The sequence below is a fragment of the Pseudomonas sp. R3-18-08 genome (assembly GCF_003852065.1).
Classification (GTDB): Bacteria; Pseudomonadota; Gammaproteobacteria; order Pseudomonadales; family Pseudomonadaceae; genus Aquipseudomonas.
In genome coordinates this window covers 3,353,989-3,379,175 of record NZ_CP027729.1, presented here as the reverse complement: position 1 = coordinate 3,379,175, position 25,187 = coordinate 3,353,989, and the positions used below count along the sequence as shown (strand labels likewise).

At 62.8% G+C, this 25,187-nt stretch carries 23 protein-coding genes and 1 pseudogene; 11 read left to right on the top strand and 13 right to left on the bottom strand.

All coding sequences use genetic code 11. The annotated features are described in order from the left end of the window. Positions 1-2: 2 nt before the first annotated feature. Positions 3-1,109: an efflux RND transporter periplasmic adaptor subunit gene (locus C4J92_RS15425; protein WP_124404485.1), complete on the bottom strand. Its 1,107-nt coding sequence runs from the start codon at positions 1,107-1,109 to the stop codon at positions 3-5. Between the two features lie 100 nt (positions 1,110-1,209). Between C4J92_RS15425 and C4J92_RS15420 the strand changes: the two are divergent. The 4 genes and pseudogenes from C4J92_RS15420 to C4J92_RS15400 all read left to right on the top strand — a co-directional run bounded on the left by C4J92_RS15420 (position 1,210) and on the right by C4J92_RS15400 (position 5,550). After that, positions 1,210-2,414 (top strand): annotated as a pseudogene (locus C4J92_RS15420) (multidrug effflux MFS transporter). Between the two features lie 76 nt (positions 2,415-2,490). After that, a complete protein-coding gene (locus C4J92_RS15415) occupies positions 2,491-3,357 on the top strand; it encodes a pirin family protein (protein WP_124404484.1) in 867 nt (288 codons plus the stop codon). A gap of 215 nt (positions 3,358-3,572) precedes the next feature. After that, positions 3,573-5,018: a mechanosensitive ion channel family protein gene (locus C4J92_RS15405; RefSeq protein WP_124404482.1), complete on the top strand. Its 1,446-nt coding sequence runs from the start codon at positions 3,573-3,575 to the stop codon at positions 5,016-5,018. 94 nt (positions 5,019-5,112) lie between these two features. Further along, entirely contained in the window at positions 5,113-5,550 is a 438-nt protein-coding gene (locus C4J92_RS15400; RefSeq protein ID WP_124363208.1) for a carboxymuconolactone decarboxylase family protein, read from the top strand. A gap of 3 nt (positions 5,551-5,553) precedes the next feature. On the opposite strand, the gene C4J92_RS15395 is transcribed toward C4J92_RS15400, so the two are convergent. Both C4J92_RS15395 and C4J92_RS15390 read right to left on the bottom strand, forming a co-directional pair. Beyond that, complete coding sequence (locus C4J92_RS15395; RefSeq protein WP_124404481.1) at positions 5,554-7,716, bottom strand: TonB-dependent siderophore receptor; 2,163 nt, start codon at positions 7,714-7,716, stop codon at positions 5,554-5,556. Positions 7,717-7,908: 192 nt separating this feature from the next. Continuing rightward, positions 7,909-8,802, bottom strand: a complete 894-nt coding sequence (locus C4J92_RS15390) for a LysR substrate-binding domain-containing protein (RefSeq protein ID WP_124404480.1) — start codon at positions 8,800-8,802, stop codon at positions 7,909-7,911. Positions 8,803-8,914: 112 nt separating this feature from the next. On the opposite strand from C4J92_RS15390, the gene C4J92_RS15385 reads away from it, so the two are divergent. From C4J92_RS15385 to C4J92_RS15375, 3 genes are read left to right on the top strand one after another with little or no spacing between them, the layout of a single operon-like run. After that, positions 8,915-9,919 (top strand): aldo/keto reductase, encoded by a 1,005-nt coding sequence (locus C4J92_RS15385; RefSeq protein WP_124404479.1) that lies wholly within the window; start codon positions 8,915-8,917, stop codon positions 9,917-9,919. 16 nt (positions 9,920-9,935) lie between these two features. Beyond that, a complete protein-coding gene (locus tag C4J92_RS15380) occupies positions 9,936-10,733 on the top strand; it encodes an SDR family NAD(P)-dependent oxidoreductase (RefSeq protein ID WP_124404478.1) in 798 nt (265 codons plus the stop codon). A gap of 25 nt (positions 10,734-10,758) precedes the next feature. Next, positions 10,759-11,175, top strand: a complete 417-nt coding sequence (locus C4J92_RS15375) for an SRPBCC family protein (RefSeq protein ID WP_124404477.1) — start codon at positions 10,759-10,761, stop codon at positions 11,173-11,175. Positions 11,176-11,188: 13 nt separating this feature from the next. On the opposite strand, the gene C4J92_RS15370 is transcribed toward C4J92_RS15375, so the two are convergent. Further along, complete coding sequence (locus C4J92_RS15370) at positions 11,189-11,797, bottom strand: AAA family ATPase (protein ID WP_124404476.1); 609 nt, start codon at positions 11,795-11,797, stop codon at positions 11,189-11,191. Positions 11,798-11,863: 66 nt separating this feature from the next. Between C4J92_RS15370 and dapF the strand changes: the two genes are divergently transcribed. Then, on the top strand, positions 11,864-12,679 hold the full coding sequence (dapF, locus tag C4J92_RS15365) for a diaminopimelate epimerase (RefSeq protein ID WP_124404475.1): 816 nt from the start codon (positions 11,864-11,866) through the stop codon (positions 12,677-12,679). On the opposite strand, the gene C4J92_RS15360 is transcribed toward dapF, so the two are convergent. Together C4J92_RS15360 and C4J92_RS15355 are read right to left on the bottom strand one after the other, a co-directional pair. After that, positions 12,639-13,799: a PAS domain-containing sensor histidine kinase gene (locus C4J92_RS15360; protein ID WP_124405813.1), complete on the bottom strand. Its 1,161-nt coding sequence runs from the start codon at positions 13,797-13,799 to the stop codon at positions 12,639-12,641. The genes dapF and C4J92_RS15360 overlap by 41 nt on opposite strands. Further along, a complete protein-coding gene (locus C4J92_RS15355) occupies positions 13,789-14,604 on the bottom strand; it encodes an alpha/beta fold hydrolase (RefSeq protein WP_124404474.1) in 816 nt (271 codons plus the stop codon). Before C4J92_RS15355 ends, C4J92_RS15360 begins: the two co-directional genes overlap by 11 nt. Positions 14,605-14,735: 131 nt before the next feature. On the opposite strand from C4J92_RS15355, the gene C4J92_RS15350 reads away from it, so the two are divergent. Then, positions 14,736-15,947, top strand: coding sequence for a YgcG family protein (locus C4J92_RS15350; RefSeq protein ID WP_124404473.1), 1,212 nt, complete (start codon positions 14,736-14,738; stop codon positions 15,945-15,947). Between the two features lie 196 nt (positions 15,948-16,143). Here the strand turns inward: C4J92_RS15350 and C4J92_RS15345 are convergent, their stop codons facing one another. Next, the gene (locus C4J92_RS15345; RefSeq protein WP_124404472.1) at positions 16,144-17,559 is read right to left on the bottom strand and encodes a cytosine permease; all 1,416 of its coding nucleotides are present in this window, start codon (positions 17,557-17,559) and stop codon (positions 16,144-16,146) included. 250 nt (positions 17,560-17,809) lie between these two features. On the opposite strand from C4J92_RS15345, the gene C4J92_RS15340 reads away from it, so the two are divergent. Next, positions 17,810-18,721, top strand: a complete 912-nt coding sequence (locus tag C4J92_RS15340; protein ID WP_124404471.1) for a LysR substrate-binding domain-containing protein — start codon at positions 17,810-17,812, stop codon at positions 18,719-18,721. Between the two features lie 120 nt (positions 18,722-18,841). Here C4J92_RS15340 and argE read toward each other — a convergent pair whose 3' ends face one another. The 5 genes from argE to C4J92_RS15315 all read right to left on the bottom strand — a co-directional run bounded on the left by argE (position 18,842) and on the right by C4J92_RS15315 (position 23,119). Beyond that, on the bottom strand, positions 18,842-19,987 hold the full coding sequence (gene argE / locus C4J92_RS15335; RefSeq protein ID WP_124404470.1) for an acetylornithine deacetylase: 1,146 nt from the start codon (positions 19,985-19,987) through the stop codon (positions 18,842-18,844). Then, complete coding sequence (locus tag C4J92_RS15330) at positions 19,984-20,661, bottom strand: DUF1028 domain-containing protein (RefSeq protein WP_124404469.1); 678 nt, start codon at positions 20,659-20,661, stop codon at positions 19,984-19,986. The genes argE and C4J92_RS15330 overlap by 4 nt, the downstream gene beginning before the upstream one ends. Positions 20,662-20,672: 11 nt before the next feature. Continuing rightward, entirely contained in the window at positions 20,673-21,083 is a 411-nt protein-coding gene (locus C4J92_RS15325; protein ID WP_124404468.1) for a RidA family protein, read from the bottom strand. A gap of 22 nt (positions 21,084-21,105) precedes the next feature. Beyond that, complete coding sequence (locus C4J92_RS15320) at positions 21,106-22,395, bottom strand: NAD(P)/FAD-dependent oxidoreductase (RefSeq protein WP_124404467.1); 1,290 nt, start codon at positions 22,393-22,395, stop codon at positions 21,106-21,108. A gap of 121 nt (positions 22,396-22,516) precedes the next feature. Further along, on the bottom strand, positions 22,517-23,119 hold the full coding sequence (locus tag C4J92_RS15315; RefSeq protein ID WP_124404466.1) for a response regulator transcription factor: 603 nt from the start codon (positions 23,117-23,119) through the stop codon (positions 22,517-22,519). Between the two features lie 84 nt (positions 23,120-23,203). On the opposite strand from C4J92_RS15315, the gene C4J92_RS15310 reads away from it, so the two are divergent. Beyond that, positions 23,204-24,817 carry a hybrid sensor histidine kinase/response regulator gene (locus C4J92_RS15310; RefSeq protein ID WP_124404465.1) on the top strand — a complete coding sequence of 538 codons (1,614 nt, stop codon included), beginning with the start codon at positions 23,204-23,206 and terminating at the stop codon, positions 24,815-24,817. Here C4J92_RS15310 and C4J92_RS15305 read toward each other — a convergent pair. Then, complete coding sequence (locus tag C4J92_RS15305) at positions 24,807-25,142, bottom strand: hypothetical protein (protein ID WP_124404464.1); 336 nt, start codon at positions 25,140-25,142, stop codon at positions 24,807-24,809. The genes C4J92_RS15310 and C4J92_RS15305 overlap by 11 nt on opposite strands. Between the last annotated feature and the right edge of the window lie 45 nt (positions 25,143-25,187).

Here is a 25,187-nt window from a genome sequence, read left to right as displayed (position 1 = left end):
GCTCATTGGTCCTGTTGGCGGTTGAGGGCCAGTGCCTGGGCGGGCAGCAGGCGTACCTTGTCACCGCTGTGCAGCAGGTGCGCGCCGAGGGCGACGATGGTTTGGCCGGGCGTGACGCCGCTGTCGAGCAGGGCCTCTTCCTGGCCGAGACTGGCGACTTTCACCGGGGCGAAGCTGATCCGGTTGTCTTCACCGATCAGCCATACGCCGGTGCCTTGCCCCGCATCCTGCAACGCACCGATGGGCACGCGGGTTTGCTGGGCCTGGCCGTTGCCTTGCAGGCGCACGGTGATGGTGGAACCGAGGGCGAAACGTTCGAGCGGGCCGTGCAGCACATAGCGCGCGCGGTAGGTGCGGGTGGTGGGGTCGGCGCTGGCGGACAGCTCGCGCAGGGTAGCGGTGACGGCTTGGTCCGGGGCGCCGAAGGGGAAGGCCAGGGCGTTTTGCGCGGCCTGGGCGCGCTGCTGTTCCGGCAGGTTGACGATGGCTTCGCGGGCGCCGTCATGGGCCAGGCGCGCGACGATCTGTCCTTCGGCCACCACCTGGCCGCGATCCGCCAGGACGTCAGTGATGACGCCGTCGCCATCGGCCTTGAGCACGCTATAAGTACGCCGGTTTTCGATCTGGCTGGCATCCGATTGCGCCGCCGCCAGTTCCGCTTCGGCGACGCGCAGGTTGGTCGCCGACTGGTCGAAAATCTGCCGCGACACCGCGCCGGTACTGGCCAGGCGCTGGTAGCGGTTTTCGTCGTCGCGGCGCTGGCGCAGTTGCGCCTGGGCGGCGTTGACGCGGTTTTTTGCCGAGCGCAACGCCAGTTCGAAATCGCCGATATCCAGCACCAGCAGGGTTTCGCCCCGAGAGACGTGCTGGCCGGGATCGACCTTGCGTTCGATCACCTTGCCGCTGACCCGAAAGCCCAGGTTGCTTTCGGTGCGGGCGGCAACCACACCGGTGTACGCGCTTTGCTGGGTGCCGCCAGCCTCGACCTTGACGGCCAGTACCGGACGCGGCGGGGAGGTTTGAGCGGCGCTGTCGGCCTTGCTGTTGCAGCCACTGAGGACCATCAACAGAGCCAGAGGCGTTAAGAGGCGAAGCGGAAAGGGCGACATGACGGACTCCAGGGTGACCATAGGGCAAAAAATTATGGACATAATTTTTCGCTCATATTATGGTCGAAATATAAATTAATCCAGCCCCCGGACATTCCCCATGGCAAACGCCCCGGCACCTTCGCGCCGCTTGTTGTTCTTACTGGTTGCCCTGACGGCGCTGGGTGAAGTCTCAACGCAATTGATCATCCCGGGCCTGGGCGCCATCGAGCAGGCATTGGCGGCGCCGCCAGGCTCGGCGTTGATGGCACTGTCGGCATTTGTGGCCGCGTTCGGCCTGGGGCAGTTGCTGTTCGGGCCGCTGTCGGACCGTATCGGCCGCCGCCCGGTATTGATCGGTGGCCTCACGCTGTACGTGCTGGCGACGCTGTCGATGCTGCTGGTGACGGACATTCAGCAATTTATCGCCGCCCGCGTGCTGCAGGGCCTGGGGGCATGCGCCGCGTTGGTGCTGGCGCGCACCGTGTTACGCGATGTGTGGAAAACCGAGGCGGGCCCGGCCCTGGCGCTGACCATGATCGGCATGCTCTATGCCATTGTCGTGGCGCCGATGGCGGGCGGCTTGCTGATCAAACTGTTCGGTTGGCACGCGCCCATCGTGCTCGCTGTGGTCATCGGCAGCGTCGTGTGGCTGCTGGCGGTGGCGTTCTTTCGCGAGAGCAACCCTCACCTCGATCCCAAGGCCGCACATTGGCGCACCCTTGGCGGGCAATACCTGGATTTGCTCAAGGGCCGCCAGTACCGCGCCTATGCGGTGGCGCTGGCTTGTACCTACGGTGCGATGTTTGCGGTGATTGCCGGTTCGTCGGCGGTGTTCATCAACCTGCTGGGGTTGAGCAGCCTGGAGTACGGCATCAATTTTGGCCTGATCGTGTCGATGCTGATCGTCGGTTCCACCTATACCCGGCGCAACATCTTGCGCCTGGGACCGCAGCGGATTGTGACGATGGGCGTGACGCTGGTGGCCGCCGGCGGGGTGTTGGCACTGGTGATTTATGCGCTGTTCGGGCTCTCGGTGGTGGGCCTGGACCTGCCCATTGCCCTGGCCACGCTTGGGGCGGGCTGGTGCTGCCCGGTGCGGTCACGGGCGGGGTGATGCCCAACGCCCATCGCGCCGGGCTGGCCGCAGGCCTGATGGGCTTTGCGCAGATGTTCGGCGCCACCTGCAGCGGCGTGCTGTTGAGCCATTTACGTGATGGCAGCGCGACGCCGATGATCGTTATTCAAGCCGTTTTTGCCGTCGCGGCCTTCGTCGCGTTCCACCTCTTGCGCCAGCGCACGCCCAAGGTATTGTCCTATACATAGAACGCTCAAAGCCGCGTTCGCCGCCTAGTGTTCAACGGTTGGGAGACTTATGGTGTAGGCACTTTGGAGGTACACCATGAAAAAACTGATCGGTATCTACACCAGCCCCCGCGCCCATTGGGTCGGCGACGGCTTTCCGGTGCGTACGCTGTTTTCCTACGACACGATGGGCAAACACATCAGCCCATTCCTACTGCTGGACCACGCCGGCCCGGTCGATTTCACGCCCACCGACGCCCGTCGCGGTGTCGGCCAGCACCCCCATCGCGGCTTTGAAACGGTGACCATCGTCTATGACGGCGAAGTCGAACACCGCGACTCTACCGGTGCCGGTGGCAAAATTGGCCCGGGCGACGTGCAATGGATGACAGCCGCCAAAGGCATTCTCCATGAAGAGTTCCACTCCGAAGCTTTCGCGCGCGCAGGCGGGGCGCTGGAGATGGTGCAACTGTGGGTCAACCTGCCCGCCAAGGACAAAATGGCCGACGCCGGTTACCAGACTATCGTGGATGGCGACATTCCGGTGTTGCCGCTGCCGGGCGACGCGGGGCAACTGCGCTTGATCGCCGGTGAGTTCGCCGGCACTCAGGGGCCTGCGCGTACCTTTACGCCGATTGACCTGTGGGACTTGCGCCTGAAGGCCGGTAAGGCCGTTACGCTGGACCTGCACGCCGGGCGTAACACCGCGCTGGTGATTCTGAGCGGAACGGTGTTGATCAATGGCGAGGAAGTCGCGCGCCGAGGGCAACTGGCGTTGTTTGAGCGTGACGGTGACCGGCTCACCCTGGAGTCCAATGACGACGCCAAGGTGCTGTTGCTCAGCGGCGAGCCGATCGACGAGCCCATCGTCGGCCACGGTCCGTTCGTGATGAACACTGAGCAGGAAATCCACCAGGCTTTTGCTGACTTCCAGTCGGGCAAGTTCGGGTGGATGCAGGGTTGATGCTTGTAGGAGCGAGCTTGCTCGCGAAAAACGTCCAGGCAACGCGTTCATTCTGGATAAACGCGGGGGCCCTGAGTTCTTCGCGAGCAAGCTCGCTCCTACAAAAAGCCTGACTGACTGGCATCAGGGCTTGCCCCTCCCACATTTTTTCCTGCGCTATACCCGCCATCGCCATTTCATGCGATCTTCTCGGCATTCGCCCTGGAGTCGCCTGGATGCCCTCATTTATCGCTGATCACCCGATGTTGTGCGCCGTGGCGCTGATCCTTATCGACATTGCCGTGTGGCGCCTTATCTCGCCCACGCTCGCCAACTGGAAACTCGCGGCGCGGCTGGTCATCTTTGCGGTGTTCAGCGCAGTGTTGTTCAACGACGGCATGAACCCCATGCAAGCGGCGCCCTACGCCGATGACACCACCCTGCACCTGGCGGCCACCGCGTTGCAGATCGGCTGGTGGCTGTTCGCCGCGCGCACCCTCACAGTATTGCTCGGCGCGGTGATGATGCAGCGGGTCGGCCATACCGGGCGGTTGTTGCAGGACCTGATGGGCGCCGTGATTTTCCTGATCGCGATCATCGCCGCCATGGCTTACGTGCTCGACCTACCGGTCAAGGGCGTGCTCGCTACCTCCGGCGCCGTGGCGATCATCGTCGGCCTGGCGCTGCAAAGCACCCTGAGCGACGTGTTTTCCGGGATCGTCCTCAACACCACCAAGCCTTACCAGATCGACGACTGGATCTCCATTGACGGCACCGAAGGCCGCGTCACCGATATCGACTGGCGCGCCACGCGGTTGCAGACGTCCCAGGGCAGCCTGGCAGTCATCCCCAATTCCTTGGCGGCCAAGGCCAAGATCATCAACTTCTCGCGCCCGGCGGACATGTTCGGCCTGGCGGTCAGCCTGCAAGTGAGCCCCCATGCGCGCCCACAAACGGTGATCGAGGCCCTCGAGCGGGCGATGCAGGGCTGCCGGGCGCTGCTGGCCAAGCCGGCGCCCAGCGTGGCGTTCAAGGCATCGGCCAGTGGCGGCGTGGAGTATGAAATCAGCGGCTTCGTGCCGGCCATGGGCCTCAAGCGCGAAGTGCGCAATCAGCTTTACGACCTGGCATTCCGGCACTTGCAGGCGGCGGGTGTGGGCCTGTTGTCTGCCACCGAAGGCAGCACGCCCGCCACGGTCTCCGGCGCGCGGGCCTTGCTTGAGCGTTCGTCGATCTTTTCCACGTTGCGCCAGGAGGAAAAAGACACCTTCAGCCAGAACATGACCCTGCACACCTACCGCGCCGGCGACATGATCCTGCCGGCGGGGGAGGTCAGCGACCATTTGTTCATCATTGAATCCGGTGTGGTTTCGGTGATGTTGCTCAAGGGTGGCCATAAGTTCGAAGCCGGGCGCATGGGGCCGGGGGAGGTGATCGGCGAGTCCGGCATCTTGTCCGACCAGGCCACGCTGGCGGACTTCACCGCCAAGACTTATTGCACCCTGTACCGCATCGAAAACGAATACCTCAAGCCCTGCCTGGATGCACGGCATGACATCGGCGAAGCCATGAAGGCGCTGTTGGATTTCCGCGTGCATGCCGCCCAGGCGCTGACCGAGGACGCGCCGGTGGTGCCGGTGAAGAAGGGCTTCCTGCAGTGGTTGAAGAACCGTGGCCTGTAGATTGGTCACCTGTTCTTCGCCCGGATTGGCTATTTCTCCAGAACGCCCAGGTGACTAATCTGCTCACCAATCCCCACCGTTCTGGAGTTCCACCATGCAAACCCGTACCGATTTCTACACCGCTTCCCCCGACGCCATGAAAGCCATGCTTGCCCTCGAGGCGGCGGTCGGCAAACTCTCCATCGAACTGCCGCTGCTGGAACTGGTGCGCCTGCGCGTCTCGCAGATCAACGGCTGCGCATTCTGCCTCGACATGCACACTGCCGATGCACGCAAGGGCGGCGAAACCGAGCGCCGTCTGTACACCCTGTCGGCCTGGCGTGAAACCCCGTTCTTTACCCCGCGTGAACGCGCCGCCCTGGCCTGGGCCGAAAGCCTGACCCTGCTCAGCCAGACCCACGCCCCGGACGCAGACTTCAACGCACTGGCCGCCGAATTCAGCCCGCAGGAACAGGTTGACCTGAGCGTGGCGATCGCCACCATCAACAGTTGGAATCGCCTGGCCGTTGGCTTTCGCAAGATGCCCAAGTAACCCTTAGAAATTCACCGAGGCACTCAGGCGCGCCGTCAGCGGCGCGCCTTGGAACAGGTAGTCATCGCCCATGTATTCGCCCGCGTCGCGCCAGTAGCGCTTGTCGAACAGGTTGTCGACGCTCAGGCGAAACACCGTTTCATAGCCATCGACCCGGGTGGTATAGCGGCTGCCAATATTGACCACCGCATAATCGCCCACGTCCACAGTGCCGTTGCGGTTGGCGTACTTCTTGGCGCTGTATTGCACACCGCCGAGCACCGCCAGGCCGTTGACCCATGGCAATGCATAGTCGGCATACACACTGGCGCGCAGCTTGGGCACGTTGATCGCCTGGTGCTCTTCGTATGCCGGCGTGCCGCTGCCGTTCACTCGCGCCCGGATCGCCGCGACGCTGGTGGAAACCTGCAGGCGCTCGGTGGCCCAGCCATTGGCCGACACTTCGATCCCGGTGTTTTTCTGCTCGCCTTGTTGCACATAGTTGAACCCGCCGTCTTCGGGCTTCGCGTACTGATAGGCCTGGCGTGTCTGGAACACGGCGGCGGCGAAGCTGATGCGGCGCCAGTCGTATTTCACCCCGGCTTCGATTTGCCGCGAGGTGGTGGGCGCCAGGGTTTCATCGGCGTTGTTCGCAAACCAGGGCGCGGTGCCGCCCAGGGACAGCCCTTTGCTATAGCTGGTGTACAGCGAGATGTTTTCAATCGGTTTGTAGATCAACGAAGCCTGCGGCAGGAACACATACTGTTGGGTGTGGCGGGCCTGGTTGCCGGTGACGCCGTCGAAGGCTGTTTCGTCCAGGCGTACTTCGCGGCCGCCGAGGATGGTTTGCCATTGCTCGTTGAAGCGAATGCGGTCGGTGACGAACAGGCCGTACTGGCGGCTGTCGAGGTTGCGGTGGCTGTCGTTCAACGGTTTGTCAGTCGGCGGGAAGCTCGGCGCATCTGCGTCGATATTGGCGGTGCCAATGGGCTCATTGACCGACTTGCGCTTGTCGATCACCCGGCGAAACGCGCTGGTGCCGAAGATCAGTTCATGGCCTATGCCTGCGGTGTCGAACAGGCCGGTCATGGCGGCTTGGACTTCATCGTCGCGCCGCGTATCGTCGGGGCTGCGGTAGTCGTAGACGTCGTAGTTGCCTTCGGGGCTGAAGTAGTTCGGCACGCTTGCCGAGCTGCAGCTGGCCGAGCCGTAGCAGCCCCACGCAAATGAGCTGTAATCGTCAATCACCACCTTGCTGCGCGCCGCGCTGATGTTGCCTTTCCACTGATCGCTGAAACGATATTCGAATTTGCCGTTGAGGTTCAGTGAGTCGATGCCCACTTGTCTGGAACCGGTCTGGTGGCCGAGCAGTTTTTTCGGCGAGGCGTCGTGGGGTACCTCGGTACCGCCCAACAATTGATAACCCGGCACCGAGCGCTGCTGTTTGTTCTGGTATTCAGCATCCAGTTGCAGCACGGCATCCGGGCTGATGTTCCAGTCGAAGGCCAGGGACACAAAATCGCGCTGGCCGTTGGCATGCTCCACGTACGAATTCAGATCCTCGTGGGCGACGTTGGCGCGCAGGCCGAACTGCTGCTCACTGCCGAACCAGCCGCCGACATCGGTGGCCACATAACCGCTGCCGCGCTCATCGCTGGACACCGTCACCGAACGCACGTCTTCGGGGCGCTTGGTCACGTAGTTGATCACCCCGCTGGGCTCGGAAATGCCGCTTTGCAAGCCGGCCAGGCCCTTGAGCACTTCCACCTGTTGCTTGTTTTCCAGGGCGACGTTCTGCTCGCCGGTGATGGTGCGCCCATTGATCTTGTAACTGCTCGCCGCATTCAGCGAGAAGCCGCGCACCACGAAGTTTTCGTAGTAGCCGATCGGCGCGTAGCTGTCGCCCACCGAGGCGTCATTGCGCAGCACCTCACTGAGCAGGCGGGCCTGCTGGTCCTTGATCAGCGCGGCGTTGATCACGCTGATCGAGGCGGGCGTATCGAGCAGGGGCGCCTCATCGAAGCCACCGACCGCGGCGGTTTGCGTGCGATAGCCGGACTCATCCTGGCCCTGGATCTGCACCGCCGGCAGCTCAACCTGCGCCGCCAGGCTGTGACCGATGCCACCACTGAACAACAGGCCAAGGGCGAAACGTGAAGTGACGACGGGAAGAAAACGCAAAACCATGGGGCAAGGCCTTAAAGCGCTGGGCGGGGGGGCGCATAAGCTAGGGGGAAGTGCGGGACTTTACAAGATGCCAGTATGGACTCGGTCAAACTGTGGGAGGGGGCTTGCTCCCGATTGCGGTATATCAGCCATAGATGAGCTGACTGACCCACCGCTATCGGGAGCAAGCCCCCTCCCACAGTTTGGATCGCGTCAGCCTTGGGGTTCGGTCAGCACTTTGCGAAACGTCTCCACCAACGGCCGCAGGTTGATCCGGTGCCAGGCCGCCCACAGCGGGGTGGTGTAGCTCAGCCAGGGCAGCTCGCGCAACACCACGCCGGGTGGTGCGTTGCGGCTCAGGCCTTTTTGGACCATGGCCACGCCCAGTCCGGAGGCCACCAGGCCCAATGCGGTGAAGGGCTCGCTGGCTTCCATGGGGATCTGTGGAGTGAAACCGGCACGGATGCACGCGGCGACGAAGTCGTCGGCCGGGCTGGCGCCGGGTTTGCGCTGTACGCCGATCCATTGTTGATCGGCCAGGTGTTCGGGCAGCAGCTCGTGTTGCTGCGTCAGCGGGTGATGTTCGGGCAAGGCCAGCAGCATGGGTTCATCGAGCACCTGGCGGGCGGTCAGGTCCGGGTCGTCGGCCGCTGGTGGTTCGCCCACCAGGGCAATGTCCAGGCTGCGCTGGCGCAGGCCTTCCAACTGTTCAAGGGAGGGCAGGTTATACAGCTTGATATGCACGTTAGGCCGGTCATCGCGCAGCACGCGCAGGGCAGTGGGCAATACCCCGGCGTGCATGGCGTTCTCGATATAGCCGATGCACAAACCGCCTTCTTCACCGCGGCCCAGGCGCTTGCCCAGGGACTCCAGGCGGTTGGCGTGGGTCAGCAGCGCCTTGGTTTCGGCGAGGAAGGTCTGGCCGTCGCGGGTCAGGCGGATGCGTTGCTGGCTGCGTTCGAACAGCGTCAGGCCCAGGCGCTCTTCAAGCTGGGCGATCTGCCGGCTCAACGGTGACTGGGAGATGTGCAGGCGCTCGGCCGCACGGCCGACGTGTTGTTCTTCGGCGACCACTTCGAAGTAGCGCAGTTGGCGTAGATCAATCATGTAAGACCTATCGGGACTCAAGTTGGTCGTAGTATGTCTTGGACGGTCCGATCCAGGCAATCTAGGATCTGCTCAACGGTCATCGCGACCCTGAACCGATTGAGGAACCACCATGAGCTTGAAAGACAAACTGCCCGGCGTACTGGGCTTTGGCACCGCACCGCTGGGCAATATGTTCCGCGCCATTCCTGAAGAAGAAGCCCAGGCCACCGTCGAGGCCGCCTGGAATCACGGCGTGCGTTATTTCGATACCGCGCCGTTCTACGGTTCGGGGTTGTCGGAAATCCGCCTGGGCCAGGCCTTGTCCCATTACAACCGCGACGACTATGTGCTCAGCACCAAGGTCGGCCGGGTGATTCTCGACGAGGTCGAAGAAAGTGCCCGTGACCTGGGCGAGAAAAGCGGTGTGTTCGAGCACGGCCGTCCGAACAAAATGCTCAATGACTACAGCGCCGACGCCACCTTGCGCTCGATCGAAGACAGCCTTGAGCGCCTGCGCACCGACCGCCTGGACATCGTGTGGATTCACGACATTGCCCAGGATTTCTACGGCGATCAGTGGCTGGAGTACTTCAACCAGGCGCGTACCGGCGCGTTCAAGGTGCTGACGCGCTTGCGCGAAGAAGGCGTGATCAAGGCCTGGGGCCTGGGTGTGAACCGCGTCGAACCGTGCGAGCTGACGCTGGACCTGGCCGAAGCCCAACCCGACGGCTTTCTGCTGGCCGGCCGCTACACCCTGCTCGACCACGAGCGTGCCTTGCAGCGCCTGATGGACGCGGCCCTCGCACAGCACGTTGAGATCGTGGTCGGTGGCCCCTACAGCTCCGGCATCCTTGCCGGCGGCGCGCACTTTGAATACCAGCAGGCCAGCCCGGCGATCATCGGCAAAGTCGAGCAGATCAAGGCGATCGCCCAAGCGTTTGGCGTCAGCGTCAAGGCCGCTGCGCTACAGTTTTCCCTGGCCCACCCGGCCGTGGCCGCGGTGATTCCCGGTGCCAGTCGTCCGGGGCGTATTGCCGAAGACGTGGCGGCGTTGTCAGAGCAGATTCCAGCAGCCTTCTGGCAGGCGTTGCGCGATGCGCAGTTGATCTCGCCTCGCGCGCCTCTGCCGCTTTAACTTCAGGAGTTCAACCATGAAAATCGATGTGAGCGGCAAAGTAGCCATCGTCAGCGGCAGCACGGCCGGGATCGGCCTGGGCATCAGTCAGGCCCTGGCGCAATCCGGTGCCACCGTGGTGGTGATCGGGCGTGACAGCGGCAAGGTCGACGCTGCACTGGCGAGCATCCGCCAGGCGGTGCCAGGCGCCGATCTGCGCGGGTGCGTGGCCGACCTGGGCACGGTCGAAGGCGCCGAGACACTGTTCGCCGCCGAACCCCGCGCCGATATCCTGGTCAACAACCTGGGCATCTTCAATGATGTGGATTTCTTCGAGGCACCGGACAGTGAATGGACGCGCTTCTATGAAGTCAACGTGATCTCCGGCGTGCGCCTGGCGCGGCATTACGTACCGGGCATGGTCGAGCAGGGCTGGGGGCGGGTGATCTTTGTGTCGTCTGAATCCGGCGTGGCGACCCCGGCAGACATGATCAATTATGGGGTGACCAAAAGCGCCAATCTGGCGGTGTCCCATGGCCTGGCCAAGCGCCTGGCAGGTACCGGTGTGACGGTCAACGCGATCCTGCCGGGGCCGACGTTCACCGATGGCCTCGAGCACATGCTCAACGACGCCACGCAACAATCCGGGCGCACCGCGCGGGACGAGGCCGATGTGTTCGTGCGCAACGCGCGGCCGACGTCGATCATCCAGCGCGCGGCGAATGTGGATGAAGTGGCCAACCTGGTGGCGTACATTGCTTCACCGCTGTCGTCTGCCACGACCGGCGCCGCGTTGCGGGTCGACGGTGGTGTTGTCGACAGCATGGCGATCTGATTTTTAACGCTCTGGAGTATTTATCGTGGCAACAGCGTCTTCTGTGATCGAAATCCCTGCGTCGGCTGACCAGGTCTGGAAACTCATCGGTGGCTTCAACAGCCTGCCTGACTGGCTGCCCTTCATCGCCAAAAGCGAGCCGAGCGACGGTGGCCGCGTGCGTCACCTGCATGCTGCCGATGGCGGCCAGATTGTCGAGCGGTTGCAGACCTTCGACAACGTGGCGCGCACCTACAGCTACACCATTGAGCAGTCGCCGTTTCCGGTGAGCGCTTACTTGGCGACCGTGCAGGTTGAAGCGCTGACCGCATCGTCTGCCAAAGTAACCTGGTCCGGCGTGTTCACGCCGGCTGAGGGCACCACGGATGCAGCGGTGGAGGAGCTGTTTGCCGGCGTGTACAGCGATGGCCTGGAAGCGTTGCGCGCCAACTTCCCCGACTGACACCAACCCTCTGTCAGGGCTCGTTCCCACGCTCCCGCGTGGGAATGCCTGCTGGGACGCTCCGCGTCCCGTTGCGCAGGTGACGCAGAGCGTCACGGGCTGCATGCCCACGCGGAGCGTGGGGACGATCAAGCAGTGCGTGGGCCGACGCGATGGCCTGTGCGGGTGTGAGCCGCGCTGTATCGAGCAGGAACGGCGGCTCATCCCAGGCTTCGTATTCATGTGTCAACACCGACTGCCAAGTCGGCGGCAGCAACCCTGGAATATCGCTTTCACGGCTCTCGACCCTGCGCCGATGCTCCTGCTGATCAGAACAAATCACCTGGATATCGACCAGCTCAACGCCCGCCGCCCGCGCTACGCCTCGCCAAGCTTCGCGGCTCTCCCTCACCGGGTTCACACAGTCAGCGATCACTCGTTGCCCCAGGCGCACATTACTCAGTGCCAACGCATTCGCCACGCCATAACCGCTGGCACCCACATCCCCCGCCAGCACACCAGCCTCCCGCAGCGCTTGTTCGATCACGTCGATGCGCAGGTACACCGCGCCCATCTGGCGGGCCAGTTCCCGGGCAATTGTGGTCTTGCCGGTGCCGGGCAGGCCGCTGAATACGATAAGCATGGTTGATCTCCTCGCTGCTACGGGGGTGTTAGAGTGGGGCTGTTTCGTTCGACTACAGGACCGTTCATGACCTTGCCCTTCGTCAAGATGCACGCCCACGGCGACGACTTCATCATCATCGACCGCCGTGGCCAGGATAACCCTATCACGGCGCAGATCGCCCGACGCCTGGGCGACCGGCACACCGGGATCGGTTTCAATCAACTCGCGGTCATGCTCGACTGTGACGACGCCGCCGCCCGCATTCAGTTCTGGAACTGCGACGGCACGCCGCTGCAAACCTGTGGCAGCGCCACACGAGGCGTGGCCGACCGCTTGATGCATGAGGCCGGCACCCATGCCGTGGTACTGCGTACCGACCGTGGACTGCTCACCTGCGTACGCGTGGACGGGCAGCGGGTGTCGGTGGACATGGGCGAGCCATCGTTGGCGTGGGAGGCGGTGCCGCTGGCGCGGGCGATGGACACCCGCGTGCTGCCCATCGACGGTGAACCGGCCGCCTGCGGCATGGGCAATCCGCACTGTACGTTCTTCGTGGAAGACATCGCTGCGGTGGATGTCGAAGCGCTGGGCCCGGTCCTGGAATATCACCCGCTGTTCCCGGCCAGGACCAATGTGCATTTCGTGCAGGTGCTCGAGCGTAACCGTATCCGCCTGCGGATCTGGGAACGTGGCGGCGGCGTGCCGCTGGGTTCCGGGTCATGTTGCTGCGCGGCGGTGGTCAACGGCGTTCGACGCGGGCTGCTGGATGACAAAGTGGAGGTCGAATGCGATGGCGGAACCCTGACGGTGCAATGGGACGGGCAGGGCGGGGTGGTGTTGACGGGCAGCGTCGAGCCGATCATGCAGGGTGCGGCGTACCTACCTGGAACGTCACGCTGAACGTGGTGCCGCGCGTCGCGCAGGAGTTCACCGCCACATCGCCGCCATGCACCCTGGCCAGTTCGCGCACGATGTACAGGCCCAAACCCACGCTGCGCACATCGCTGCCCTGGTGGGTGCCTCGGGTCATGGGTTCGAACAGCCCGGCCAGCAACGCTTGGGGAATCGCCGCGCCGTAGTTGTGCACCGCAACCTCACCGCCCCTGGCACCCAGGCGCGAGATGACGGTGATCGGCTGTTGCAGGTCACCATAGGCCACGCTGTTGGCGACGAGGTTGCCGACCATCTGCTGCACACGGTCGGCATCCAGGCACGCGTCGCCATGACCCTCGGCCCGATGCACCAGCGTGGCCCTGGGGAAGGCTACGCGCAGTTCGTCCACGGCGTGATGAATCACCCGGTGCAAATCCAGTGGCTGCGCCCGGATGCTGATGCCCTGGCCGACCCGGGCCTGGGTGAAGTCCAGCAGGTCGGCGATCATGCGCTGGGCGCGTTCGGATGACTGGTCGATATGCCCGAGCAACTGATGCTCCTTAGGTGTGCGCTCGCCGCGTCGAAGAAAATCCGACGCCATGCGGATCGCGGCGAGGGGGTTTTTCAAGTCGTGGCTGACAATCGCCACCATCTGTTCGGCGAACAACGCACGTTGCTGGGCGATGGCATAGGCTTGGCTCAATTCGGCCTGGGCCTGGTGCAGTGCCTGTTCGGCGGCGGTTTTTTCCTGAAGCAGCGCTTCGGCAAGCTTGCGTGCGTTGAGCAGCTCGCGCTCGTACTTGTCGCGGTCGGTGGTGCCGAACAGCGCCAGGTCATACACCACGCCCTCGGCCTGCTGGCGTTGGCTGGCATTGAGCAGCACGGTGACTTTGTGCCCGTCACGATGGCGAATGTCGAGCTTCACCTCGTTGACGCTGCCATGCATGCGCAGCATCGGCGCCAGGTGGGTCTGGTAGAAAATCCGCCCGCCCATGGTCAGCAGGTCTTGAAAACGTTGGCCGCGCAGCTGGGCCGCGCTGAGCCCGAGCCACTCACCCAAGCGCTGGTTGGCGTGCAGAATCGTGCCGTCTTGCTGGGTCACCGCCAGGGCGCAGGCGGCGCTGTCGAATAGCGACTCAGCCGGCACTGACGTTGGCCCACGGCGCCAGGAACTCATCCATCGCCGCCGCGCACGCCTGGGGCGCACTCATGTGCGGGCAATGGCCGATGTTGTCTACCAGGCGATAGGTGCTGTTGGGCAGCACTGTGTGCAGGTATTCGCCGACGGCCACGGGGGCGATCAAGTCGTCGCTCGACTGCAGGATCAATACCGGCGTGGTCAGGCCGATCACATCGTCGCGGTTGTCCGAGAGAAAGGTCACCCGGGCAAATTGCTTGGCGATGTCGGGTTCGGTGCGGCAGAAACTCTCGGTCAGGGCGGTGCTCAGCTCGGGTTGCCCAGGGGCGCCCATGATCACCGGGGCCATGCTGCTGGACCAGCCGAGGTAGTTGCTGTCGAGGGTGTCGAGCAGGTCTTCGATGTCGTCGCGCTTGAAACCGCCGACATAACCCTCGGCGTCGATATAGCGCGGCGATGGGCCAATCATCACGTGCGCCGCGACCCGCCCCGGCGCGAGACGGTCAGCGAGGGTGCCGATCATGGCGCTGACCGAGTGCCCCACCAGAATCACCGGGCCTTCGGCGTAGGCGTCGATCAACTCGTCGAGGTCGCGGGCGTAACCTTCCAGAGTGCCGTACTTGGCTTTGTCGAAGGCGCCAAGGTCCGACAGGCCGGCGCCGACCAAGTCGTACAGCACTACGCGAAAGCGTTCGAGAAAATGCGGTGCCAGGTAATTCCACATCGCCTGGTTGCAGCCGAAGCCGTGGGAAAACACCAGGGTCGCAGCGCCGCAGCCCAGCACATTGACGTTGTTGCGGTGACGTAGATCCATGGCGTTCTCGTAGATGGCTTGTTGCTATATAGCGTGGCGGCAGTTTAGAGAGTCGCAGGGCCTGGGTCACGCGTTTGCGCGTAGATAAGGTAAAGTCGGCGCCTTCAGGAAGAAACTTCAGGTAACAATAGATGATGCTGATTCTGCGGCAATCCGTCATGAGTGTGCTGGTGCTGGTGCTTGCCAGTCTGTGGATGACCGCCCAGGCCGACACATCGCCTATCGGCGTTGCGCTGGATCAACGGGTCATAGACCTGACCAATACCCTCGACGCGGGCAGCGTCCTGCGCCTCAAGCAGCAACTGGCCGACCTTGAGCAGCGCAAAGGCGCACAGCTTGCCGTATTGCTGGTGCCCAGCACCGGCGACACCGGCATCGAAGACTACGCCAACCAACTGTTCCGCGCCTGGAAGCTGGGGCGCAAGGACGTCGACGACGGCATCCTGCTGGTGGTGGCCAAGGAGGACCGTACGGTGCGCATTGAGGTGGGCTATGGCCTGGAAGGTACGGTCACCGACCTGCTGGCCCATCGCATCATCGAAGAGCACATCACCCCGGCATTTCGCCAGGGCGACTTTGCCGGCGGCGTTCAACAGGGTGTGGACGCCCTGACCGTGCTGGTGGACGGCGGCGACCTGCCCAAAGTGGCCGGGCCTGGGATCAATCCGCAACTCATCGCGGTACTGGCGGCGTTTGTCCTGGGCGGCCTCATTGGGGTGCTGCTCGCCGCCGGCAAGGTGCATTGGCGCAAGGCCTTGATCGTCGCCGTGGCGGCCACGTTATTGCTGGCGCTGCTGGGCGGTGGTCGGGAATGGCCGATGTTTCTGTTTGTAATACCGCTGACCCTGTTGATTGGCGGCGCCACCTTCGGCGCGTTGTGGCAGCTACGGCCGCTGTTTTACGGCGTGGTCGGGTTACTCGTCTACAGCGCCGCGTTGGGGGTGGCGGATCAGTATGTGAACGTCAGTTTTATCCATTGGCTGGCGTGGCCGCTGGCTGTGTTGGCGGTGCTGGGGCTGTATCTGCTGCTGTTGATGATCATGAGGCACACCTGGAAGACCAGCCGCACAGGTTTTGTCGTGCGGCTGCTGGCGGCGGTCGCCGTCTATGGGGTGGCCGGGTGGATGCTGGATGATGGTCGCGACGGTTGGCTGCTGGCGTTTCCTATCGCTTCGTTCGTGGCGCTGATTATTTTCGGCAAGGTCGGCGAGGGCTCGGGGTCGGGGTCTGGCGGTGGGTCGGGTTCGAGTTCCAGCGGTTCAAGTTCCAGTTCCAATTCCAGTAGCAGCTCGTCCGGTGGTGGGGGTTCCAGTGGCGGCGGTGGGGCGTCGGGGAGCTGGTAGCCTACGCCGCTGAGATGGCGGTCAGGTCTGCCTGATGTATGAAGATTCAATGTGGGAGGGGGCTTGCTCCCGATAGCAGAGGATCAGGCACTGATGTGCTGAATGATCCACCGCTATCGGGAGCAAGCCCCCTCCCACAGTTTTTGATCGAGTTCGACATACGGGCCTTAGCCAGGGGCGCAACCGAGCGTTTGTATCAGACCCCCGCCGCCAACTTGCCCCCCTCCATCCGGCGCTTATACGCACTGTCCCGGCTCGCCAACCAGAAGTACAACGGCGATGTCACCATCAACCCCACCACCCAGGACAGATCCGCGCCGTTGATGTGTTCGGAAATCGGCCCGACGTACAGCGGCGTATTCATGAACGGAATCTGCACCGCGATCCCCACCGCATACGCCAGCAGCGCCTGTGGGTTGTACTTGCCGTAGATCCCGCCATCCACGCGAAAGATCGAGGCGATGTCATATTGGCCTTTGTGGATCGCGTAGAAGTCGATCAGGTTGATCGCTGTCCACGGCACCAGGACCACCAGCAGTACCAGCACCATGTCGACGAAGTGACCGATGAAATCCTTGGAGGCGAATACCGCCGCAATCGCGCAGGCGGCCAGCACCACTACCGAGATCACCGCGCGGCTTTTCGCCGTAGGGATCCAGCGGTAGGCGAAGGTCTGCACCAGGGTGATGATCGACAGCACCGCGCCGTACAGGTTGAGGGCGTTATGGCTGATCACGCTGAGCAGGAACAGCACCAGCATCAGCGGGCCAATGGCGCCGGTGGCGAGTTTGACGGCGTCCATGGTGTCCATGCCCACCGGGGTGGCGAGCACGGCGACGGCGCCGAAGATGAAGGCCAGGCTCGACCCCAGTACGGAGCCCAGGTAGGTGGTCCAGAAGGTGGATGCGACGGGTACATCGGCGGGCAGGTAGCGGGAATAATCCGAAACGTACGGCGCAAAGGCGATCTGCCACAGCGCGGCGAGGGAAACGGTGGCCAGCCAACCGGAAATGTTGAAGCTGCCGCGGGTCAGGAAATCCGTGGTCTGCACATGGGTGAAGATGTAGCCGAAGCCCAGCACGATGCCGGCGCCAAGTACCCAGGTGCCGATGCGGTTGAGCACATGAATGAAGCGATAGCCGATGATGCCGATGATGCCCGAACCGATGGCGCCGATCACGATGCCGACGGGCACCGGTACCGCATCGACCACGCCATGCAGGGATTTGCCGGCCAGCACGATGTTGGAGGCGAAAAAGCCGATGTACATCACGCCGGCAATCACCACCACCAGCAACGCGCCGAGGGAGCCGAACTGGGCACGGCTCTGGATCATTTGCGGAATGCCCATTTGCGGGCCCTGGGCCGAGTGCAGTGCCATCAACACACCGCCGACCAGATGGCCGACCAGGATGGCGACGATGCCCCATACCAGGTTGAGGTGGAACAACTGCACCCCCAATGCGCCGGTGACGATCGGCAGCGGCGCGATGTTACCGCCGAACCACAGGGTGAACAGGTCTCTTACCTTTCCATGGCGATCTTCCGGGGGCACGTATCCAATCGTGTGTTTTTCGATAAGCGGGGCGGAGGATGTTGCAGTGGTAACCATGACGAGCTCCAAGGCAAGGTGAGTACGTGGACGTACTTCGCTGTGCGCAGCAACGGCGGCGCTTTGTTGTTGGAGTGATCATCTGCAATGGGCACGGGCAGGTAAATTAGTAAGTTTGTTGCTATAGACCTTAAAAAAAGTATCTCGCGGCAGTTTTTGCTCCGGTATGTTGCATGGGCTTGAATCGATGAAAAAAGCCGGTTTTTCTTGCACATTTTTGGGGCGAAAACCCCCGTTTTCGGAGGCCCCGATGGCTGCCTACAACCTGCGCCAACTCAGATATTTCGTCACCACCGCCGAATGCGGCAGCGTCGCCGAGGCGTCGCGCAAGCTGTATATCGCCCAGCCGTCGGTGTCCACCGCCATCAAGCAGTTGGAAGACAGTTTTGGTGTGCAGTTGTTTATCCGCCATCACGCCCAGGGTGTGTCGCTGACCCCCAGCGGCGCGCGGTTCTATCGCAAGGCGCTGGAGCTGCTGCGGGTGGCCCATGAGTTCGAACAGAACGCCTTGGCCGACAATGATGTGGTGGCCGGGCAGATCGATATCGGCTGCTTTGAGACCGTGGCGCCGTTGTACCTGCCGCGCCTGATCGCCGGGTTCAAGACACGCTGGCCGGGGGTGGAAATCCGCCTGCGTGACGGCGAGCAGCAGGAGCTGGTGCAGGCGCTGACAGCGGGCACCATCGATGTGGCAATGCTGTTTGAGCACGACCTGGGCGGCGCCATCGAAACCACGCCCTTGATGCCGCCGCAGCAGCCATACGCGTTGTTACCGTCCGATCACCGTTTTGCACGGCAGGCCAAGGTGTCGTTGGTCGACCTGGTGCTCGAGCCGATGATTCTGCTGGATGTGCTGCCGAGCCGGACCTACTTCGTGAGCATCTTTGACGAGCGTGGGTTGACGCCGAATATCGTGTTCAGCTCGCCGTCGATCGAGATGGTGCGGGGCATGGTGGGGCGCGGGTTCGGGTTTTCGATCCTGGTGACCAAGCCGTTCAGCGAGTACACCTATGATGGGCAGAAGGTGGTGTGTATCCCGCTGGCGGAAACCGTCACAGGCTCGGGATTGTCGGCGGTGTGGCTCAAGCGCGCACCGCTGACCAAGCCGGTGCAACTGTTCGTTGATTACTGCCGTGAAGAGCTGGCGCGATTGCTCGGCTGAACACAGAACAAAATGTGGGAGGGGGCTTGCCCCCGATTACTGTGGGTCAGCTACAGATGAGTTGACTGATACACCGCAATCGGGGGCAAGCCCCCTCCCACATTTGATTTGTGGTGTATTTCAGATGCGTAGCGAGTCCAGCATCCGCTGTAACAGGGCATCACAGTCTGCCAGCTGTTCCACGCTCACAAACTCATCCGGCTTGTGCCCCTGGTCCATGCTGCCTGGCCCGCACACCACGGTGGGAATACCCACCGCATCAAACAGCCCGCCCTCAGTGCCAAACGCCACGGTGCCAAACGCACTGGAGCCGCAAAACGACGCAATCAATTGCGCGGCCTGGCTGTGCTCATCGGTGACCAAGCCCGGGTAAGCCGACAACGCGGTGAACCGAATCGAACTCTGCTTGCTCACGGCCTGCATGCGCGGCAGTACTTGCTGCATGGCGTAGGTGTGCAGTTCGTGCGCCACTTCAGCCGGATCCGTCGAGGGCAGGGCGCGTACTTCGAAATCAAACCGGCAGTCGGCGGGCACGATATTCAGGGCCTTGCCGCCGCTGATCACGCCGGTTTGCACGGTGCTGAACGGCGGATCGAAGCGAGGGTCCTGGTGCGCACGCAAGCGTTGGCCAATGCGCCCCAGTTCGCCGATCAACTCGGCGGCGTGCTCGATCGCATTCACCCCGGACGGTGCATACGCCGAGTGGCACGCCTCGCCCTGTACATCGCAGCGCATCGCCAGCTTGCCCTTATGGCCAAGCACAGGTTTGAGCTCGGTCGGCTCGCCAATAATGCACAGCATCGGCTTCACCGGACGTTGCGCCAACACGTCGAGCAGCGAGCGTACCCCGAGGCAGCCGACTTCTTCGTCATACGACAGGGCGATGTGTACCGGCAGGCGCAACCGCGCCTTGACCAACTCCGGCACCAGCGCCAGCACGCAGGCGATGTAGCCTTTCATGTCGGCGGTGCCACGCCCGTACAGCTTGCCGTCGAGCTCGGTCAGTTGAAACGGCGGCAGCGTCCAGGGCTGCCCATCCACCGGCACCACATCGGTATGCCCCGACAACACAATGCCGGGCAATTCCACCGGGCCGATGCTGGCAAACAGGTTAGCCTTGCTGCGCGACGCGTTGTAGATCAGCTCGCTGGACACGCCGAGCCCCTCCAGGTAGTCGCGCACGAACTCGATCAACTGCAGGTTGGACTCGCGGCTGGTGGTATCGAACCCCACCAGCGTCTGCAGCAACTCGCGGCTGCGGCTCATCGCTCGTCTCCGGCCACGCCATAGCCTGGGGAGCGATCCGGGGCGAGGGCGCGGTCGATGTAGTCCTGCACTTGCGGACGGTAGGCGTCCCACAGTGTTTGCAACTGGCCGATGGGGGCTTCATCGGCCCAGTCCACGCGCAGGTTGATGATCGGCCAGGTCAGCTCACCCACCACCACCAGCGCGGCGGAATGCACCGGGCCGGCTTCGCCACCGGCAGCGATGGCGGCATGCATCGCCGCGAGCAAGCGGTCTGCCAACTGGCCTTCGCCGTGTTCGAAGGCGCTGACCATTGCCTCGATCACCCCTCGGTCGGCGAGCATATTCCCCGCCGCCACGCATTGCTCGCCCGACACGGCATTGTGGGTGCCCAGGGTTTCGCTGCCGCTGAAATGCACGCTGCGGCCCAGGTGATCGATTGCGGTCAATTGGCGGTATTGGCTGTAGCCGTTGCGCGTCAGGGCTGTGTCGACGGCATCCGCCGGCGTGAGGCCTTGCTCCAGGCAGTCGAGCACTTCCGGGCCAAGGGCCGGCAGCGTGATGTTCTGGGTGGCGACCGCACCTACACCCGGCCGCAGCCATGGGCAACGGGCGCCCACGGCGATGCTCGAGGAGCTGATGGCGATGCCCAGCTGGCCGGTCTCCGCGCAGCGACCCACGATTGAAAAGGTCATGGCTAGTCTCCTTACTCTGGAATAACCGCGATCACATCGATTTCCATCAGCCACTGCGGCTGGCCCAGCGCTGAAACCACCAGCCCGGTGGAGATCGGGAACACGCCCTTGAGCCACTTGCCGACTTCCTGATACACCGGTTCGCGATAGCGCGGGTCGATCAGGTAAGTGGTGGTCTTGACGATATGCGACAGATCGGAGCCCGCTTCCTCAAGCAGTTGCTTGACGTTGCGCATGGCTTGTTCGGCCTGGGCACGCGGGTCGCCCAGGCCGATCAGGTTGCCGTCGAAATCGGTGCCCACCTGGCCGCGCACATACACGGTATTACCGGCACGTACGGCTTGGCACAGGTCGTTGTCCAGGCTTTGGTTGGGGTAGGTTTCCTGGGTGTTGAACATGCGGATGCGAGTATGAGTAGGCATCAAAAAAACTCCGGCAAAGGGATCAGGCGCTGACAGGGGAGGGGCGAGCCAGCGGGGCGGCTTCGCGGTACTCAAGGTATTGACGCTGAATGGCGATATGGTCGGCCACGTACTTGGCGTCGTGCCATACGCCCCAGATAAACGACGAGCCACGGCGCGACTGCCACGGCAACCCCAGGAAATAAATCCCGGCTTCGCTGGCTACGCCGCGCTGGTGCCGGGGCTTGCCGGCTGCGTCGAATGCGTCGACCTTGAGCCAGCTGTAGTCCACGGCAAACCCGGTGGCCCAGATAATCGAAGTGATGCCGGCCTGGGCAAGGTCTAGTTCCAGGATCGGATGCTTGATGCAGTCGGCGTCCGGGAATAGGCGGCGGGCTTCGGGCTCAAGCGGCAGGTCGAGGCCGTTGCGCTCTATGTAGGCATCGGCCGCATCCAGCAGGGCCAGGTAGTTTTCATCGCCACGGGCCAGATTCTCTATCAGGTTCGGTTGGAACGTGGCGACGCTGCCGTTAAACCCTTGGGTAAGGCCGACCAGGGTCATGCCGTGCTGGGCCAGTTCCCGAAAGTCGATGGTCTTGCCGCCGTGGGCGCCGCTCACCGCGATGGTCACGTGCTCGCGGCCGGGTTTCATCGCGGCCTGGTCCCACTCGCCCAGCACCCCCAGCCACCAGCAGAAATCCCGGTTGCGATAAGCGCGAGGCGGACGGTCATGGGCGCCGACCGACAGGTACACCTGACTACCGGAACGTTGCAGTTCATCGGCAATTTGTACGCCGGAAGAGCCCGCACCCACCACTAGCACGGCGCCCGCCGGCAGTAGCGCCGGGTTGCGATAATCGGCGGAATGTAGCTGATGCAGCGCGGTATCTGTCGGTGCAATCGCCGGAATCACCGGCTTCTGAAACGGCCCGGTGGCGGCCACGACGCGGTTGGCTTCGATCACGCCTTGGCTAGTGTGTACGGTAAAGCCTGGACGGCCTTCATTGCGCACCACCGACGTCACCTCCACGCCCGTACGAATCGGCGCATTGAACTTGCGCGCATAGGCTTCAAAGTAATCCGCCACGCGCTCCTTCGGCGCAAAGCCATCGGGCGCCACATCATCGAATTGCAGGCCGGGAAAACGGTCATGCCAGGCCGGCCCGTTGGCCACCAGTGAATCCCAGCGCCCGGTGCGCCAGCGCTCGGCGATACGACTGCGCTCCAGCACCAGGTGCGGCACGCCGTGCTTGCTCAAATGCTCGCTCATGGCCACGCCGGCCTGGCCGGCGCCGACCACCAGGGTGTCGGTTTTTGTTATTGCTTGAGTCATGTGTCTGTCCTTGCGTCATGCAGTTGGATTCAACGTGGGCATGACTTCAAGGCTAGGGGGAGGGTGGTTTTTAATAAAATATTATTAAGCTTGGGAGTGAGCATAAATATCGGATGCAGCGTCAGAGTTCGCCGTAATATTTCACCGCCGCCGCAGCCCGCGACGGCACCTTCAAACTGCGCAGCAACGACGACACATGAATGCGCACGGTAAACGGCGAGATCGCCAGGGCCTTGGCGATTTCCTTGTTGGTCTTGCCTTGGGCGATCAGGCGCAGCACTTCTCGCTGACGGGCGGTAAGCGTGTGGATGTCGAGGGGCAACAGGCCCGAGGGGGCGAACTTGACCAAAACTTCACCTTCACGGATCGCCAACAGCGCCTGGCCGATCTCGTTGGGGGCGATGTTCTTGCCGATAAAACCGTCAACGCCCAGGTTCATCACCTGTTCGATCAGCGCCGGGTCATCCACCATCGATACGACCACCAGCGTGGTGCGCCGCAGTTGTCGGCGCAGGTCGGCGAGCTGGCTCATGCAAGTCAGCCCGGGGAAGCGCAGGTCGAGGATCAGCGTGTCGATGTCGTTGGGGTCAAGCAGTAATCCATGCACGTCATCCAGGGTGCCGGCTTCCTGTACCACGGCCTCGGGTAGCAGGCGCTGTACGGTACGCGCCATGCCTTCGCGAAACATCGGATGGTCGTCGGCGATGATGATCCGGCCGGTCATGATGGGCTCCTTCCTGGGGCATGGCTGTGCTGAGGCATGTTACTTTACCACCGCGCCCGCAAAGGGCATGTCAAGGATATGACTATGAGTCTTGAGACCAACTCCGAACTCGACCAGGCCAACCTGCGCATCATGGTGGCCGCGATCGCCATTGTGTATATCGGCGTGCTGGGTTTTTTGCCCGGGCATTCGCTGGACACCTATCTGCCGGTGATTCTGTACATTTTCGTGTTCCTGCTCGCGTCCATCGCTCTGCGCCAAGTGATTGCGCGCTGGCCGGGGCATTACCCGGCGCGGCGGATTTTCGGCATGCTGCATGATTACACTGGTACCTCATTCGGCCTGGTAGTGGGTGGTGAAGCGGCGTTGCCGCTGTATGCGGTGATGGTGTGGGTCAACTTGGGCAATGGCATGCGTTACGGCTCGCGTTACCTGGCGATTGCCACCGGGCTGGCGTTGCTGGCGCTGCTGGTGGTGTACCGGCTTACGCCGTGGTGGCAGGCGCAGCCGTTCATGGTGCTGATGCTGATGATCACCAGCACGGTGATCCCGGTCTACGCGCACATACTGCTGGAGCGCACGCGCAAGGCCTCCGAAGAAGCCATCGCCGCCAACCTGGAAAAATCCCGCTTCCTGGCCCAGGCCAGTCATGACCTGCGTCAGCCGATCCACTCCATCGGCCTGTTCACCGCCTGCCTGCGCGAAGCCCGGCTGGGCGATGAAGAGCGGCGATTGGTGGACAATATCGACCGTTCGTTGCTCAACGTGTCGCAACTGTTCCGCTCGATTCTTGACCTCTACACCCTCGATAACGGTCGGCTGCTGCCCAAGTACCAGGTGATCGATCTGGGGGAGTTCCTTGCTGACCTGGTGCGCCAGAACGCCGAAGCGGCGCGCTGGGCCGGGGTGCACTTGCAGTTGCGCCCGTGCGCGCACTGGGTGCAGGTGGATCCGGCGTTGTTGGCGACCATGGTGCAAAACGTGCTGTCCAATTGCTTCAAATACGGTGCGCAACGGCCGGTGTTGATTGGCGTACGCAGGCGTGGCGGTGGCTTGGCGGTGGAGATTCATGACCGTGGGCGGGGAATTGCCGAGGAGCATCTGTCAAAGGTCTTCGAAGAATTTTATCGGGTACGCCACGTGCGCGACAAAGACGTCGAAGGCGTGGGCCTGGGGCTGTCGATCGTCAAGCGCCTGGGACGCTTGATGGACCTGCAGGTAAGTCTGCGCTCGCGGGTGGGACATGGCACTTCGGTCAGCCTGTACGGCCTGACGCCAGCCTCCGCGCCACGTCAGCCGGCACCGCGCGATGAGGCACGCCAGGCCGGGCTGTTGACGGGTTTGAAAGTCTGTCTGGTGGAAGATGACCACAACGTACTGCTCGCTACCCAGGCCTTGCTGGAGCGCTGGGGCTGCCAGGTGCAGGCAGAGTCATCAGGGCATGACCTGGTCAGCGACTGCGACATCATCGTCGCCGACTACGACCTGGGCAATCATGCTACCGGCATCGAATGCATCGACCATCTGCGCCGGCAACGCGGTTGGGCGGTGCCGGCGCTGATCCTCACCGGGCACGACGTGGAGAAAATCCAGGCCGCGTTGCACGATCGTCAGATCGCGATCCTGTCCAAACCGGTGCGACCTGCGCAATTGCGTGGCACCCTGCGTGAGCTCAGTCGGGAACAAATTACTGCATAAATGGCGTCAACCCATTGCCACGTGCCCCTTTGGGTTGGCAGAAAGCGGCAGGCTTTATCAGGCCAAAGCTGCCGACTGCATGCAGTGCGCCACCCACGCCGGTTGAGAGCACGCAGTTATAGTCACCGGACGCGGTGCTCGCGATGTAATAGGTTGTCATGGAGTCGCTGCGCACATTGGCAATACGCTTCACGGGTTCACCCAAGTTGGTCTCCGACAGCGTCTTGAGATGGTCTTCGGTGGGTTTGATATTGCTGCAACCGGCGACGCCGATGATCAGTGCGCCAAGCAGGGCGAGACGAGTAACGAGGGAATGGAGTTTCATGGTGCTTCTTCCTTGGGTTGTTATGGTTTTTCCAATGCGCAACGG

Coding starts and splice junctions, on each gene's coding strand:
- C4J92_RS15425 (WP_124404485.1), bottom strand. CDS start 1,109: ATGTCGCCCTTTCCGCTTCGCCTCTTAACGCCTCTGGCTCTGTTGATG.
- C4J92_RS15415 (WP_124404484.1), top strand. CDS start 2,491: ATGAAAAAACTGATCGGTATCTACACCAGCCCCCGCGCCCATTGGGTC.
- C4J92_RS15405 (WP_124404482.1), top strand. CDS start 3,573: ATGCCCTCATTTATCGCTGATCACCCGATGTTGTGCGCCGTGGCGCTG.
- C4J92_RS15400 (WP_124363208.1), top strand. CDS start 5,113: ATGCAAACCCGTACCGATTTCTACACCGCTTCCCCCGACGCCATGAAA.
- C4J92_RS15395 (WP_124404481.1), bottom strand. CDS start 7,716: ATGGTTTTGCGTTTTCTTCCCGTCGTCACTTCACGTTTCGCCCTTGGC.
- C4J92_RS15390 (WP_124404480.1), bottom strand. CDS start 8,802: ATGATTGATCTACGCCAACTGCGCTACTTCGAAGTGGTCGCCGAAGAA.
- C4J92_RS15385 (WP_124404479.1), top strand. CDS start 8,915: ATGAGCTTGAAAGACAAACTGCCCGGCGTACTGGGCTTTGGCACCGCA.
- C4J92_RS15380 (WP_124404478.1), top strand. CDS start 9,936: ATGAAAATCGATGTGAGCGGCAAAGTAGCCATCGTCAGCGGCAGCACG.
- C4J92_RS15370 (WP_124404476.1), bottom strand. CDS start 11,797: ATGCTTATCGTATTCAGCGGCCTGCCCGGCACCGGCAAGACCACAATT.
- dapF (WP_124404475.1), top strand. CDS start 11,864: ATGACCTTGCCCTTCGTCAAGATGCACGCCCACGGCGACGACTTCATC.
- C4J92_RS15355 (WP_124404474.1), bottom strand. CDS start 14,604: ATGGATCTACGTCACCGCAACAACGTCAATGTGCTGGGCTGCGGCGCT.
- C4J92_RS15350 (WP_124404473.1), top strand. CDS start 14,736: ATGATGCTGATTCTGCGGCAATCCGTCATGAGTGTGCTGGTGCTGGTG.
- C4J92_RS15345 (WP_124404472.1), bottom strand. CDS start 17,559: ATGGTTACCACTGCAACATCCTCCGCCCCGCTTATCGAAAAACACACG.
- C4J92_RS15340 (WP_124404471.1), top strand. CDS start 17,810: ATGGCTGCCTACAACCTGCGCCAACTCAGATATTTCGTCACCACCGCC.
- argE (WP_124404470.1), bottom strand. CDS start 19,987: ATGAGCCGCAGCCGCGAGTTGCTGCAGACGCTGGTGGGGTTCGATACC.
- C4J92_RS15330 (WP_124404469.1), bottom strand. CDS start 20,661: ATGACCTTTTCAATCGTGGGTCGCTGCGCGGAGACCGGCCAGCTGGGC.
- C4J92_RS15325 (WP_124404468.1), bottom strand. CDS start 21,083: ATGCCTACTCATACTCGCATCCGCATGTTCAACACCCAGGAAACCTAC.
- C4J92_RS15320 (WP_124404467.1), bottom strand. CDS start 22,395: ATGACTCAAGCAATAACAAAAACCGACACCCTGGTGGTCGGCGCCGGC.
- C4J92_RS15315 (WP_124404466.1), bottom strand. CDS start 23,119: ATGACCGGCCGGATCATCATCGCCGACGACCATCCGATGTTTCGCGAA.
- C4J92_RS15310 (WP_124404465.1), top strand. CDS start 23,204: ATGAGTCTTGAGACCAACTCCGAACTCGACCAGGCCAACCTGCGCATC.
- C4J92_RS15305 (WP_124404464.1), bottom strand. CDS start 25,142: ATGAAACTCCATTCCCTCGTTACTCGTCTCGCCCTGCTTGGCGCACTG.